The sequence below is a fragment of the Streptomyces noursei ATCC 11455 genome, from assembly GCF_001704275.1.
Lineage (GTDB): Bacteria > Actinomycetota > Actinomycetes > Streptomycetales > Streptomycetaceae > Streptomyces > Streptomyces noursei.
The window spans coordinates 4,865,179-4,879,152 of the sequence record NZ_CP011533.1; the positions used below are offsets into that span (position 1 = coordinate 4,865,179).

Genomic DNA, 13,974 nt, shown 5'->3' on the forward strand with positions numbered 1-13,974 from the left:
TGGGTGCGGCCGGGGCGTGCGTGGGGCGTGGTGTCGTCATCGGGCCGCCTCCTCCTGGTCGGTGCCGGCGTGCGGTGTGTGGGCCGGGTGTTTGGCGGCGTGTGCCGCGGCGGCCTCGCGGACCCAGGCGCCTTCTTGGTGGGCGCGGCGGCGGCGGCCGATCCGTTCGTCGTTGCAGGGGCCGTTGCCCTTGAGGACCTCGCGGAATTCGGTCCAGTCGATGGGGCCGAAGTCCCAGTGGCCTCGTTCTTCGTTCCACCGGAGGTCGGGGTCGGGGAGGGTCAGTCCGAGGGTTTCGGCCTGGGGGACGCAGATGTCGACGAAGCGTTGGCGCAGTTCGTCGTTGGAGTGGCGCTTGATCTTCCAGGCCATGGACTGGGCGGAGTGGGCGGATTCGTCGTCGGGTGGGCCGAACATCATCAGCGAGGGCCACCACCAGCGGTCGATGGCGTCCTGGGCCATGGTGTGCTGGGCCTCGGTGCCGCGGCTGAGGGTGAGCAGGAGCTCGTATCCCTGGCGCTGGTGGAAGGACTCCTCTTTGCAGATGCGGACCATGGCGCGGGCGTAGGGGCCGTAGGAGCAGCGGCAGAGCGGGACTTGGTTGGTGATGGCGGCGCCGTCCACGAGCCAGCCGATGGCGCCGACGTCGGCCCAGGTCAGGGCGGGGTAGTTGAAGATCGAGGAGTATTTCTGGCGGCCGGTGTGGAGCTTGTCGAGGAGTTCGTCGCGGCCGGTGCCGAGGGTTTCGGCGGCGCTGTAGAGGTACAGGCCGTGGCCGGCTTCGTCCTGCACCTTGGCCATGAGGATGGCTTTGCGGCGCAGGGACGGTGCTCTGGTGATCCAGTTTGCTTCCGGCTGCATGCCGATGATCTCGGAGTGGGCGTGCTGGGCGATCTGGCGCACCAGTGAGGCGCGGTAGTCGTCCGGCATCCAGTCGCGTGGTTCGATCCGCTCGTCCGCGGCGATGGTTGCGTCGAACAGGGCTTCTTGGCCCGTGTCCTCCGGCGCGATCGTCGTCATGTGGTGCCCCCTCCTCCCGACCGACCGATCGTTCGGTTCAATGGTGAGTGGGCGGACCGCGGGTGTCAAGCCTGTGGATATCCAGGGGAAGGTGTGCTCGGGCCGGCCGCATAGGTACCGTTCCGGGGCGGAGTCGGCCGTTACGAGGACGGGGAACGGGGCGGGAATGCAGTCATACGGGGACGAATCGCGGCCATTGGCCACGCTGTCGCTGCCCTCGCGGATCGTCATAGGCACGGCGGCCAGCGGCATCGCGGTCGCCGTCCTGATCCATCTCGCGATGATGTTCCTGCACATCGCACCGTCGAACACGCTCAGTAAGCAGCAGGCCGGGCTGATCAACGACTACGTCTATCCCGAGTACGAGCAGAACTGGAAGCTGTTCGCCCCCAACCCCCTCCAGCAGAACACCGACGTCCAGGTCCGCGCACAGCTGCGCACCCAGGACGGCACGGCGCGGACCACCGGCTGGACCGATCTGACCGCCCGCGACGGGCGGGCCATCCTCCACAACCCGCTGCCCAGCCACACCCAGCAGAACCAGCTGCGCCGCGGCTGGGAGCTGCTCTCCAGCAACCTCGACGCACAGAACCGCCCGACCGGCGAGCGCGGCGAGAGCTTCGCCCGCTACCTGCGGCGGATCGTGATGCTCCGGATGTCCGGTGAGTGGACCAAGGGCGGCGACCGGGTCGAGCAGGTCCAGATCCGCTCGCGGACCACCTCGGTGCTCCCGCCGCCGTGGAGCGCCGAGAAGGTCAGCGACCAGCCCGTCTACCGCGTCCTGCCCTGGTGGCCGATCACCGCGAACGACCTGCCCGAGGGGGCGACGAACAAGTGACGTCACCGACGCCGCAGCAGCCGCGCACCGCCGCCCGGACCCCCGACGCCCCCGCACGGACTCGGCAGGAGGCCCCCGCGGCCTACCAGGAGACCCGCATCGAGCGCGCCGTCGGTCGCGGCTTCGCCCGGGTCGCCGCCCGGGCGCTGGCCCCGTACCAGACCGCCGTCATCCGGATCGGCTTCGCCGGCACCTGGCTGCTGTTCCTGCTGCGCGAATGGCCCCACCGGCAGCAGCTCTACGGGCCCGCCGGCCCCTGGGACTTCGGCATGGCGCGCCAGCTGCTCAACGGCAACCACGGCTTCTCCGTCCTGGTGTGGTCCGACGGCCGCGGCTGGTTCGAGTGCGTCTACGTCCTCGCAATCGTGGTCAGCGCGCTGCTGATGCTCGGCTGGCGCACCCGCACCATGTCGGTGCTGTTCATGGTCGGCGTGCTCTCGCTGCAGAACCGCAGCGTCTTCATCGGGGACGGCGGCGACAACGTCATCCACCTGATGGCGATCTACCTCGTGCTGACCCGGTGCGGCCAGGTGTGGTCGCTGGACGCCCGGCGCGCCCGGCGGGCGGCCGCCGCCCCCGGCGGAGACGCCGCGGTCCCGTCCCGCGACCTGACCGGCATCGTCCTGTGGGCGGTGCTCGGCCTCGCTCTCGCCGTGGCTCAGCTGTCCGGCGCCCCCGGCCTCACCTGGTTCGGACACGGGCCGTTCCCGCACTTCGGCTGGAGCCTGGCCCTGTGGGGACTGTGGGCGACGCACGGCCTGTGGTGGGCGGTGCGACGGCACGCCCCCGGGGAGCCCCGGATCGTCCTCGACACCCTCGCCAAGCTGGCGCACAACGCCGCCCTGCTGGTGATCATGGTCGAGGTGTGCCTGGTCTACGCCACCGCCGGCTGGTACAAGATCCAGGGCTCGCGCTGGCAGGACGGCACGGCCGTCTACTACCCGATGCACCTGGACTACTTCTCCCCCTGGCCGGAGCTGTCCCGGCTGCTCGGCGGCAACGGCCTGGTGATCATGCTGATCACCTACGGGACGGTGATCTTCCAGGTCGCCTTCCCGTTCACCGTCTTCAACCGGCGCCTGAAGAACGCGCTGCTGGTCGTCATGATCTGCGAGCATCTCTCGATCGCGTTCCTGCTGGGGCTGCCGTTCTTCTCCCTGGCGATGATCACCGCCGACGCCGTCTTCCTGCCGACCAACTTCCTGACCTGGCTCGGCGGCCGGCTCACCCGCCTGCGCCGCCGGCTGTTCCCGCGCACCGGCGACCACGGCCCGGGCACCGCCGCCGAGGGCGCCGGGCTGGAGGCCGCCGCCCGGTCCGGCAGCGATGGCCGGACGCTCATGGAGTGAGCAGCGGAACGACCGCCCCCGCCGTGCCCCTCCAGGACGACGAGGGGCACGGGCCCGAGGTCGGCGTCGGGCCGCACCCGTGGCCCCGGCCGCGGGGCGGCCGCTGCGCCCCCGGGCCGCTGGCCCACGGCGACCGCCGCGACGTCGTCGGTCGCCACCGCTGCTGGACGCGGGAGGCGATCGCCGCGCCCCCGGAGCGTCGCATCGCGTGACGGCAAGCCTCCCGACAGGAGCGGACCCGGAAGAAAACTCCGGGTCCGTCATTTTTGCTTCCGGGGAGTGCTCCCCGATCGCCCCACGGGCCAGGGTGAGTTGATGCGCATCCCGCCGCCGCGTGCGCCTGTGCGGCAGCGGTCCCACCCCTGACTCAGGCGCCGCGCTCCCGCCTCCGCCGGCGGCCGTCCGGGCCACGTCGGCCGGCAAGTCGGACAGCCGGTCCGCACGAGCGGCGAACGACGGCAGGCGGTGAAGCGCCGCGGAGCCGTTCCGTGCGGGCGTGCGAGGATTGTTCGATATGGACGGCCGCATGAGCAGCAGGAACCCCTTGTACAACTCCGCGACCGCGATCATCTCTCTCGCGTTCGCAGTCATCTGCGTGGGCGCCTCCGTGTGGTTGATGAGCGTCTGGGTGCCGGAGCAGATCGCCGACGAGCGTGCGTACCGGTCCGCGCCGGTCTGCGCACCGGCGACCCGGACGGATGACTGTGTCCGGGACCAGGAGTTCACCGTCTCGGACATCCGCCTCGGGAAGGACCAGCACAAGGCCACCCTGACCGACTCCGCTGGCACGGCCCGGCGGATCGGATTCGCCGACGACGACCCGCTGTTGAGCACGCTGCGCGACGGGGACCGGGTGACCGGCACCGTCTGGCAGGGCGCCGTCCAGGAGGTCACGGCCAAGGGGATCAACCAGAAGACCTGGGCACGTCCCGCCAATCCCCCCGGCGCCGATCTGGCCGCCGCCCTCGGCATGGGCGTTGCGGGACTGACCCTGAGCACCGTGTGCGTATGGCGGCTGCGACAGGGAGCCGACAGGCACGAGCCGACCCGGCGCATGCGCTATCTCGTCCGGCTCGCCGCCGGCCTGGGAGTGGCCGGGATCGCCGCGGCCGTGATCACCGCATATTTCGACCTCGGGCTCTGGACGGGCCCGGCGCTCTGGGCACTGTTCACCGCGCCGATGGTGGCCTTCACCGTGCACGTGTGGCGGCGGGCCCCGTTCCTGCCTCCCGAGCCGTGGAAGCCGACGCCCCTGTGATCCACGGGTGTCCGGTGAGCCGGATTTCTTCGAGCTTGCCGCTCGTTTTTCTTTGAGCTTCCCGCTCGTTGCCAGAACCGGCGTTGCGGGCTCCTGTCGCCGTCGTCGCCCCTCGCCGGACGGCTGTGGTGCAGGGCCCAGGCCCTGGTGACGGCCGTGAGCCGTAGTCTGATGTGGTGAGCGAGGACGAGATCACCGCAGTCGCGCGACAGTGGCGGGACGCTGCCCAGGAGACGGTGCTGCTGGACGGCTTTCATGCCGTGAAGCACGCTCTCCGCTTCGGTGCGGACGTCAGCCTGGCGATCTCCAGTGACAAGGGCTCCGTCCTGGCGTTGGCCGACGAGTTGGCCGACGACCTCACTCGGCGGATCGGCGATCTCGTGACCGAGGTGCCGGTCAGAACCCTCCGGGATCTCGTGCCGAGGGTGCATCCCACCCACGTGGCCGGCCTGGCCGCTCGCCCCGACCTCCACCGCAATCTGGAGACCCTGTCGAGGACCCCGCGGCCGGCTCCGATCGTCGTCCTGGAGAACCCCCGCAACCTCGGGAACGTCGGCGCCGTGGTCCGGCTCGCGGCGGGGTTCGGCGCCACCGGCGTGGTCACCACCGGCGACATGGACCCGTGGCACCCCAACGTGGTGCGGGCAGCGGCGGGCCTCCACTACGCGACCGCGGTCGAGAGTCTCCCGCTCGACGCTCTGCCGCCGGGGCCGATGTACGCACTGGACCCGGAGGGGGACGACATCAGATCCGTGGTGCTTCCCGATGACGCGCTGCTGGCGTTCGGGTCGGAGCGGCATGGCATCTCGCCGGAACTCCGGAAGCGGGCCACCCGGCTCGTAGCCCTCCCGATGAGGCCCCAGGTGTCCAGCTACAACCTGGCCACGAGCGTCGCCATGGCTCTCTTCCACTGGGGTGGCCCGCCTCCGGCGCCGTGAGCAGTCGTGGCGGCGCCGTGGCGCGAGGGTGACCGACCGCCGGCACGTCCGCCACCACCCGGGCACCGTGGAACCGGCCTCCTGGGCCGTCGCCGAGGGGCTGCCGATCATCGGGAACGGGGCCCGGAACTCGCCCGGGCCCCGGGGCCTCACACCTCCCGCCGCACCTCCACCGTCCGGAACCGGTTCGCCACGAAGGCGCCGTCGCACAGCGCCGCGTTGGCCGCCGGATTGCCGCCCGAGCCGTGGAAGTCGGAGAACGCCGCCGTCTGGTTCACATACACGCCGCCGGTCAGGTTCACCGACAGCTGGGCGCACTCCTCCAGGCAGACGTCCTCCACCATCCGCTCCACGTCGGCCGAGGTGGTGTACGCACCGACCGTCATGGCGCCCTTCTCCCGGACCGTGCGACGCAGCAGCGCCACCGCGTCGACGGCGGAATCGACCGCCACCGCGAAGGACACCGGGCCGAAGCACTCCGACAGATACGCCGCCTCGGACTCCGGCTTGGCGCCGTCGAGCTTGACGATCAGCGGCGTGCGGACCGTGGCCGCCGGGAACTCCGGGTTCGCCACCTCACGGGAGGCCAGCGCCACCTCGCCGAACCCGGAAGCCTCGTCGATCCGCGCCTTGACCTGCGGATTGACGATCGCGCCGAGCAGTGCGTTGGCCCGCGCGTCGTCGCCCAGCAGACCGCCGACCGCGCCGGCCAGATCACTGACGACCTCGTCGTACGACTTAGGGCCGGCGTCCGTGTCGATGCCCTCGCGCGGGATCAGCAGATTCTGCGGGGTGGTGCACATCTGGCCGCTGTAGAGCGACAGCGAGAAGGCGAGGTTGCTGAGCATGCCCTTGTAGTTGTCCGTGGACTCGATGACCACGGTGTTGACGCCGGCCTTCTCGGTGTAGACCTGCGCCTGGCGGGCGTTCGCCTCCAGCCAGTCGCCGAAGGCGGTCGAGCCCGTGTAGTCGATGATCCGGACCTCGGGCCGGACCGCCAGCGTCTTGGCCAGCCCCTCGCCCGGCTTGTCCACCGCCAGGCACACCAGGTCGGCGGGGAAACCGGCCTCGGCGAGCACCTCCCGGGCCACCTGGACCGTCAGGGCCAGCGGCAGCACGGCGCGCGGATGCGGCTTGACCAGCACCGGATTGCCGGTCGCCAGCGAGGCGAACAGGCCCGGATAGCCGTTCCACGTCGGGAAGGTGTTGCAGCCGATCACCAGGGCCACGCCGCGCGGCACCGCCGTGAAGCTCTTGGTCAGCTCCAGCGGGTCCCGCTTGCCCTGCGGCTTGGTCCATGCCGCCTTCTCCGGGGTGCGGGTCTGCTCCTCGTAGGCGTACGCCACGGCCTCCAGGCCGCGGTCCTGGGCGTGCGGCCCGCCCGCCTGGAACGCCATCATGAACGCCTGGCCGCTGGTGTGCATCACGGCCTGCGCGAACTCGTGGGTGCGGTTGCTGATCCGCGCCAGGATCTCCAGACACACCGCGGCGCGCGCCTCCGGCCCGGCGTCCCGCCACGCGGGGAGCGCGGCCCGCATGGCCGGCAGCAGCACCGAGGCGTCCGGGTGCGGATAGGTGATGCCCAACTCCGGCCCGTAGGGCGAGACTTCCTCGCCCGCCCAGTCGTCCGTGCCGGGCTGGTCGAGCGCGAAACGAGTGCCGCGCAGCGCCTCGAAGGCGGCGAGTCCGTCCGGGGCGGCGCTCTCGCCGTACGCCTTGGGGTGCTCGGGATGCGGGGACCAGTACGCGCGGGTGCGGATGGCTTCCAGCGCCTTGTCGAGGGTCGGGCGGTGCTTCTCGATCAACTGGGCTGCGGTCATTTCGGCGGCCATCGATGACCAACTCCTCGTCGACTGCGCGGAAAGTGGATAGGGGCTGGGAGTGACACAGCAACGGAGTTAGAGTAACCGAACGATCGGTCGGGGCAAGAGGGTCCGGCCATCCTGTGGAAAACTCGGTCGGGGAGGATCAGCTGCCATGACGGCAATCGGCACCGACACCACCGTGGCAGTGGTGGGCACCGGCACCATGGGGCAGGGAATCGCGCAGGTGGCACTGGTCGCCGGCCACCCCGTACGGCTCTACGACAGCGCCCCGGGCCGCGCCGCGCAGGCCGCCGAGGCCATCGTGCGGCGGCTGGACCGACTGGTGGAGAAAGGCCGGATCCCGACGGCCGAACGGGACGCCGCCCGCGCCCGCCTCTCCCCCGCCGAAGGGCTCGCCGAACTCTCCGACGCGGCGCTGGTCGTCGAGGCGATCCTGGAGCAACTCCCTGCCAAACAGGAGCTGTTCCGCTCCCTGGAGGACGTCGTCCCGGCGGACTGCCTGCTGGCCACCAACACCTCCTCGCTGTCCGTCACCGCGGTCGCCGGCGCGCTCCGGCACCCCGGTCGCTGCGTGGGCATGCACTTCTTCAACCCCGCCCCGCTGCTCCCCCTGGTGGAGATCGTCAGCGGCTTCGCCACCGACGACACCGCCGCGGCGATCGCCTACGACACCGCCGCGGCCTGGGGAAAGACCCCCGTGCGCTGCGCCGACACCCCCGGCTTCATCGTCAACCGCATCGCCCGCCCCTTCTACGCCGAGGCGCTGCGCGTCCACGAGGAGCGGGCCGCCGACCCCGTCACCATCGACGCCGTCCTGCGCGAGGGCAGCGGCTTCCGGATGGGCCCGTTCGAACTCACCGACCTCATCGGACAGGACGTGAACGAGGCGGTCACCCACTCGGTGTGGACGGCCTTCTTCCAGGACCCGAAGTTCACGCCGTCCCTGGCACAGCGCCGCCTGGTGGAGTCCGGTCTGCACGGCCGCAAGTCGGGGCGCGGCTGGTTCGACTACGCCGAGGGCGCCGCGCGGCCCGCGCCGGCGACCGCCGCGCCCTGCCCGCCCCCGGCCTCGGTCGCCCTGCACGGGGAGCTGCCCGGCCCCGCCACCGTGCTGCCCGCGCTGATCGAGGACGCCGGGATCAAGGTCGTCCGCAGCGGCGCACCGGGGGAGTCCGAAGGCTTCGTCCGGCTGCCCGGCGGGGCCCGGCTCGCCCTGACCGACGGCGATCCGGCCACGCGCCGGGACCGCTGCCCCGGTCTCCGCTTCGACCTCTCGCTCGACTACCGGGCCGCGACCCGGATCGCCCTGGCCCCCTCGGCGACGGCCTCGAAAGCGGACCTCGCCGAGGCCGTCGGCCTCTTCCAGGCGCTCGGCAAGCAGGTCAGCGTGATCGACGACGTCCCCGGCATGATCGTCGCCCGCACGGTCGCGATGATCGTCGACTTCGCCGTGGACGCCGCGGCCCGTGGCGTCGCGACCCCCGAGGACATCGACACCGCGATGCGGCTCGGCGTGAACTACCCCGGTGGCCCCATGGAGTGGGTCGATCGGCTCGGTGCCCGCTGGGTCAGCACGCTGCTGGACTCCCTGCACCGCCAGAATGCCGGGGGACGCTACGTACCGTCCCGGGCGCTGCGGCGCCGTGCGGACCTCGAGGAATTGGTGCTCTAATCATGACCATGGCCAAGCGCGACGCCTACACGCCCGATTCGCTGCTCGCGGTCTCCGTCGAGGTGTTCATCGAGCGCGGCTACGACGGCACCTCCATGGAGCACCTCTCCAAGGCGGCCGGCATCTCGAAGTCCTCGATCTACCACCATGTGCGCAGCAAGGAAGAGCTGCTCCGCCGCGCGATAAGCCGCGCCCTGGACGGGCTCTTCGGTGTGCTGGCGGAACCCGGCGCCCAGGAGGGGCGGGCGATCGAGCGGCTGGAGTACGTCACCCGGCGCGAGGCCGAGGTGCTAATGGACGAACTTCCCTACGTGACGCTGCTGTTGCGGGTGCGGGGGAACACCGACACCGAGCGGTGGGCCATGGAGCGCCGCCGCGAGTTCGACCACCGGGTCGCGGCGCTGCTGAAGGAGGCCGCGGCCGACGGCGACCTCCGGGACGACGTGGACGTCCGGCTCGCCACCCGCCTGCTCTTCGGCATGATCAATTCGATCGTGGAGTGGTACCGGCCCGGGCGCGGTGACGCCGCGAGCCGCGACGAGGTCGCGGAGGCCGTGGTGCGGACGGCGTTCACGGGGTTGCGCACGGTCTGAACGGGGCCGCGTCCACCGGGGCCGCCTCAGTCCCCTGCCCGCCCCTCCTCCAGCCCCAGGTCCGTCTCCTCGAAGACCAGCAGCGTGCGGGTGCTCAGCACCTCCGGTATGGACTGGATCCGGGTCAGGACCAGCTCCCGCAGTTCGCGATTGTCCTTGGTGTGGACCAGCAGCAGCACGTCGAAGTCGCCGCTGACCAGCGCGATGTGGGCGGCCCCGGGCAGCGCGGTGAGCTGCTTGCGCACGGTCCGCCAGGAGTTCTGGACGATCTTCAAGGTGACGTAGGCGGAGGCCCCCTGACCGGCCCTTTCCTGGTCGACGAGGGCGCTGAAGCCGCGTATGACGCCGTCGTCGAGCAGCCGGTTGATCCGCGCGTAGGCGTTGGCCCGGGAGACGTGCACCTGCTCGGCGACGGAGCGTATCGAGGCCCGGCCGTCGGTCCGCAGCAGGCGCAGGATGGCGCGGTCGATGGTGTCCAGGGGGCGGGCGGCCGGAGCAGACGGGGCGGGTGCCGCCGACGGTTGCCCGCCCGGATTGGCCATCTGTTCCTCCGGCATGTGCTCTCGCCTCCCCTTGATGGACTCCCTGTCTTCATCACAGGCCGTGGAGGACCGTTTGTCCACAGGCTGAACCCGGCTGTAGCCAAAATGCATCGACGACCGAACAATCGGTAGGGAGGGGTCACCCGCCCCGACTGTTCGCGTTCCGCCCGGCCTCCCCAGCCACCGCCGGGAGGCATCCCCGCTCGCCCCCACCCCGTGAGGCGCATCGCGCCACCCCTTCGATGACGAGGAGGTGCCCGTCATGACGGTCCTTGAGCAGCCCGGCAGCAGCAGGCACACCAGTGGCCCTGCCGGCCCGCCGCCCGCCTGGCGGCCGCGCGTCGATCCCGCGCCCCTGCTGCCCGAGGCCGAGCCGCATCGCCTCCTGGGCACGGACGCCGCCCGCCGGCTCGACCCCGCGCTGTTGAAGCGGCTCTACACCGAGCTGGTGCGCGGCCGCCGGTACAACACCCAGGCCACCGCCCTGACCCGGCAGGGCCGGCTGGCGGTCTACCCCTCGTCCGCGGGCCAGGAAGCCTGCCAGGTCGCCGCGGCCCTCGCCCTCGACGAGCAGGACTGGCTCTTCCCCAGCTACCGCGACACCCTCGCCGCCGTCGCCCGCGGCCTCGACCCGGTACAGGCCCTGACCCTCCTGCGCGGAGACTGGCACACCGGCTACGACCCGTACGAGCACCGCATCGCCCCCCTGTGCACCCCGCTCGCCACCCAACTCCCGCACGCCGTGGGCCTGGCGCACGCCGCCCGCCTCAAGGGCGACGACGTGGTCGCCCTGGCGATGGTCGGCGACGGCGGCACCAGCGAGGGCGACTTCCACGAGGCGCTCAACTTCGCGGCCGTCTGGCAGGCACCGGTCGTCTTCCTCGTGCAGAACAACGGCTTCGCGATCTCCGTGCCGCTGGCCAAGCAGACCGCCGCGCCGACCCTCGCCCACAAGGCGGTCGGCTACGGCATGCCCGGCCGCCTGGTGGACGGCAACGACGCCCCCGCCCTGCACGAGGTCCTCACCGAAGCGGTCCGGCGGGCCCGCGAGGGCGGCGGCCCCACCCTCGTCGAGGCCGTCACCTACCGCATCGACGCCCACACCAACGCCGACGACGCCACCCGCTACCGCACCCAGGCCGAGGTCGAGTCCTGGCGGGCCCACGATCCGATAGCCCTCCTGGAGCGCGAGCTGACCGACCGCGACCTGCTCACCGAAGAGTTCGCCACCGCCACCCGGGACGGCGCCGAACGACTCGCCGCCGACCTCCGGGAGCGGATGCACACCGAACCGCCGCTCGACCCGATGGACCTGTTCGACCACGTCTTCACCCAGCAGACCGGTCAACTGCGGGCCCAGGCAGCCCAGTTGCGCGCCGAGCTGGACGCCGAGGCCGAAGGACACCCCGAGACCACCACGGGCACCGCCACGCCCGCCCAGGAGGCCAGGCCATGACGACCACCACCGCGCCGACCGCGCGCAAACCGGCCACCATGGCGCAGGCGCTCACCCGCGCGCTGCGCGACGCCATGGCCGAGGACCCCGCCGTCCATGTGATGGGCGAGGACGTCGGCACCCTGGGCGGCGTCTTCCGGGTCACCGACGGCCTGGCCGAGGAGTTCGGCGAGGACCGCTGCAGCGACACCCCCCTCGCCGAGGCCGGCATCCTGGGCACCGCCGTCGGCATGGCGATGTACGGGCTGCGGCCGGTCGTGGAGATGCAGTTCGACGCCTTCGCCTACCCGGCGTTCGAGCAACTGATCAGCCATGTCGCCCGGATGCGCAACCGCACCCGCGGCGCGGTCGCCATGCCGCTGACCATCCGCATCCCCTACGGCGGCGGGATCGGCGGCGTCGAGCACCACAGCGACTCCTCCGAGGCGTACTACCTCGCCACCCCCGGCCTCCAGGTCGTCACTCCCGCGACCGTCGAGGACGCCTACGGGCTGCTGCGCGCCTCCATCGCCTCCGACGACCCGGTCGTCTTCCTCGAACCCAAGCGGCTCTACTGGACCAAGGCCGACTGGTCGCCGGACGCGCCGGCCCCGGTCGCCCCCCTGGGCCGGGCCGAGATCCGTCGCCGCGGCAGCAGCGCCACCCTCATCACCTACGGCCCGTCGCTGCCCGTCTGCCTGGAGGCCGCCGAGGCCGCCCGCGCCGAGGGCTGGGACCTGGAGGTCCTCGATCTGCGCACGCTGGTGCCGTTCGACGACGACACGGTCTGCGCGTCCGTGCGGCGCACCGGCCGGGCCGTGATCGTCCACGAGTCCAACGGCTTCGGCGGCCCCGGCGGCGAGATCGCCGCGCGGATCACCGAGCGCTGCTTCCACTATCTGGAGGCGCCGGTGCTGCGCGTCGCCGGTTTCGACATCCCCTACCCGCCGCCCATGCTGGAGCGGCATCACCTCCCCGGTGTGGACCGGATCCTGGACACCGTCGCCCGCCTCCAGTGGGAGTCGCGCTGGACCGAAGGACGTGGTGCGTGATGGCCGAGGTGCGCGAGTTCACCCTGCCCGACCTGGGGGAGGGCCTCACCGAAGCGGTGATCGTGCAGTGGCTGGTCGAGGTCGGCGACGTGGTGGCCGTGGACCAGCCGGTGGTGGAGGTCGAGACCGCCAAGGCGATGGTCGAGGTGCCGTGCCCGTACGGCGGGGTGGTCACCGCCCGCTTCGGCGAGGAGGGGGCCGAAGTCCCGGTGGGGGCACCCCTGGTGACGGTCGCGGTCGGAGCGGCGCCGGACGACCTCGCCGGGGACGCGGGGGGTACCCCCCGCGCATGGGGGTCCCCCCGGTCGAGCGGAGCCGGGAGTGGGGGAGGAGTCGAGAGCTTGGTGGCGGGCCCCGGCGGCCCCGCCACCGCGCCGGCCCCGACGTCCCCCGAGACCGGGGAAGCGCAGGACTCCGGTTCGGGGAACGTCCTGGTCGGCTACGGGACGAGCAACTCCTCGGCCCGACGCCGCAGGATCCGGCCGGGCGCCCCCGAGGGCCCCGCGCCCCTCGCCGCCGCGGCCGGACCCGCCCCCACCACCGAGGCCGACGGCACCCGCACGGTGGCCGTCATCTCGCCGCTGGTCCGCCGCCTCGCCCGCGAGCACGGCCTGGACCTGCGGGACGTGCGCGGCACCGGACGCGAGGGGCTGATCCTCCGCACGGACGTCGAGTCCGAGGTCCGGGCGCGGGCGGCGCGCGAGCCGGTCGCCGGCGCGGCGGCCGGGCCCGTCCCCGGGGAGGAGCGGATCCCGCTCAAGGGCCTGCGCGGCGCCGCGGCCGAGAAGTTCCGCCGCAGCCGCCACGAGATCCCCGACGCCACGTGCTGGGTGGACGCCGACGCCACCGAACTCCTCGCCGTCCGCCGGGCGATGAACGTGCCGGGTGCCCCCAAGGTGTCGCTGCTGGCGCTGCTGGCCCGCATCTGCACGGCCGCACTCGCCCGCTACCCCGAGCTCAACGCGACCGTCGACACCGCGGCCCAGGAGATCGTCCGGCTGCCCGCGGTCCATCTGGGCTTCGCGGCGCAGACCGACCGCGGCCTGGTGGTGCCGGTCGTCCGGGACGCCCAGGACCGCACCGTCGAGCAGCTGTCCGCCGAGATCGCCCGGCTCACCGACGCCGCACGGGCCGGAAAGCTGTCCCCCGCCGAGCTCTCGCACGGCACGTTCACCCTCAACAACTACGGCGTCTTCGGCGTCGACGGCTCCACCCCGATCCTCAACCACCCCGAGGCGGCGATGCTCGGCGTCGGCCGGATAGCCGCCAAACCGTGGGTGCACGAGGGCGAGTTGGCGGTCCGGCAGGTGGTCCAGCTGTCGTTCACCTTCGACCACCGGGTGTGCGACGGCGGCACCGCGGGCGGTTTCCTGCGCTATGTCGCCGACTGCGTCGAGCGGCCCGCGCTGCTGCTGCGCGGGATGTGACGACCCCGCGGCGGCCGGCGGTGT

Annotated in this window: 13 protein-coding genes; 10 read left to right on the forward strand and 3 right to left on the reverse strand. The window is 72.2% G+C overall.

Going from position 1 to position 13,974, the window contains the following annotated elements; genetic code table 11:
• Positions 1-36: 36 nt before the first annotated feature.
• Positions 37-1,020: a 1,2-phenylacetyl-CoA epoxidase subunit PaaA gene (paaA, locus tag SNOUR_RS20555; RefSeq protein WP_067349308.1), complete on the reverse strand. Its 984-nt coding sequence runs from the start codon at positions 1,018-1,020 to the stop codon at positions 37-39.
• Between the two features lie 166 nt (positions 1,021-1,186).
• Here paaA and SNOUR_RS20560 point away from each other — a divergent pair, with 166 nt between their 5' ends.
• The 5 genes from SNOUR_RS20560 (at position 1,187) to SNOUR_RS20580 (ending at position 5,403) form a co-directional block, all read left to right on the forward strand.
• Positions 1,187-1,858 (forward strand): DUF5819 family protein, encoded by a 672-nt coding sequence (locus tag SNOUR_RS20560; protein ID WP_067349311.1) that lies wholly within the window; start codon positions 1,187-1,189, stop codon positions 1,856-1,858.
• A complete protein-coding gene (locus SNOUR_RS20565; RefSeq protein ID WP_067349314.1) occupies positions 1,855-3,207 on the forward strand; it encodes an HTTM domain-containing protein in 1,353 nt (450 codons plus the stop codon). The genes SNOUR_RS20560 and SNOUR_RS20565 overlap by 4 nt, the downstream gene beginning before the upstream one ends.
• Positions 3,204-3,419 (forward strand): hypothetical protein, encoded by a 216-nt coding sequence (locus tag SNOUR_RS20570; protein ID WP_067349317.1) that lies wholly within the window; start codon positions 3,204-3,206, stop codon positions 3,417-3,419. Before SNOUR_RS20565 ends, SNOUR_RS20570 begins: the two co-directional genes overlap by 4 nt.
• 314 nt (positions 3,420-3,733) lie before the next feature.
• Positions 3,734-4,465, forward strand: coding sequence for a hypothetical protein (locus tag SNOUR_RS20575; RefSeq protein ID WP_159425887.1), 732 nt, complete (start codon positions 3,734-3,736; stop codon positions 4,463-4,465).
• Positions 4,466-4,638: 173 nt separating this feature from the next.
• Positions 4,639-5,403, forward strand: a complete 765-nt coding sequence (locus SNOUR_RS20580; RefSeq protein ID WP_099055713.1) for a TrmH family RNA methyltransferase — start codon at positions 4,639-4,641, stop codon at positions 5,401-5,403.
• Between the two features lie 149 nt (positions 5,404-5,552).
• Here SNOUR_RS20580 and paaN read toward each other — a convergent pair whose 3' ends face one another.
• Complete coding sequence (gene paaN / locus SNOUR_RS20585) at positions 5,553-7,235, reverse strand: phenylacetic acid degradation protein PaaN (RefSeq protein ID WP_067349322.1); 1,683 nt, start codon at positions 7,233-7,235, stop codon at positions 5,553-5,555.
• Positions 7,236-7,380: 145 nt separating this feature from the next.
• Here paaN and SNOUR_RS20590 point away from each other — a divergent pair, with 145 nt between their 5' ends.
• Together SNOUR_RS20590 and SNOUR_RS20595 are read left to right on the forward strand one after the other, a co-directional pair.
• On the forward strand, positions 7,381-8,901 hold the full coding sequence (locus SNOUR_RS20590) for a 3-hydroxyacyl-CoA dehydrogenase (protein ID WP_067349325.1): 1,521 nt from the start codon (positions 7,381-7,383) through the stop codon (positions 8,899-8,901).
• Positions 8,902-8,903: 2 nt separating this feature from the next.
• Positions 8,904-9,494: a TetR/AcrR family transcriptional regulator gene (locus tag SNOUR_RS20595; protein ID WP_067349327.1), complete on the forward strand. Its 591-nt coding sequence runs from the start codon at positions 8,904-8,906 to the stop codon at positions 9,492-9,494.
• A gap of 26 nt (positions 9,495-9,520) precedes the next feature.
• Here SNOUR_RS20595 and SNOUR_RS20600 read toward each other — a convergent pair whose 3' ends face one another.
• The gene (locus tag SNOUR_RS20600) at positions 9,521-10,051 is read right to left on the reverse strand and encodes an Lrp/AsnC family transcriptional regulator (protein WP_067349329.1); all 531 of its coding nucleotides are present in this window, start codon (positions 10,049-10,051) and stop codon (positions 9,521-9,523) included.
• Between the two features lie 247 nt (positions 10,052-10,298).
• Between SNOUR_RS20600 and pdhA the strand changes: the two genes are divergently transcribed.
• From pdhA to SNOUR_RS20615, 3 genes are read left to right on the forward strand one after another with little or no spacing between them, the layout of a single operon-like run.
• Complete coding sequence (pdhA, locus tag SNOUR_RS20605; protein WP_067349331.1) at positions 10,299-11,492, forward strand: pyruvate dehydrogenase (acetyl-transferring) E1 component subunit alpha; 1,194 nt, start codon at positions 10,299-10,301, stop codon at positions 11,490-11,492.
• The gene (locus SNOUR_RS20610) at positions 11,489-12,523 is read left to right on the forward strand and encodes an alpha-ketoacid dehydrogenase subunit beta (protein ID WP_067349334.1); all 1,035 of its coding nucleotides are present in this window, start codon (positions 11,489-11,491) and stop codon (positions 12,521-12,523) included. The genes pdhA and SNOUR_RS20610 overlap by 4 nt, the downstream gene beginning before the upstream one ends.
• Positions 12,523-13,950, forward strand: a complete 1,428-nt coding sequence (locus SNOUR_RS20615; RefSeq protein ID WP_067349337.1) for a dihydrolipoamide acetyltransferase family protein — start codon at positions 12,523-12,525, stop codon at positions 13,948-13,950. Before SNOUR_RS20610 ends, SNOUR_RS20615 begins: the two co-directional genes overlap by 1 nt.
• The last annotated feature ends 24 nt before the right edge of the window (positions 13,951-13,974 follow it).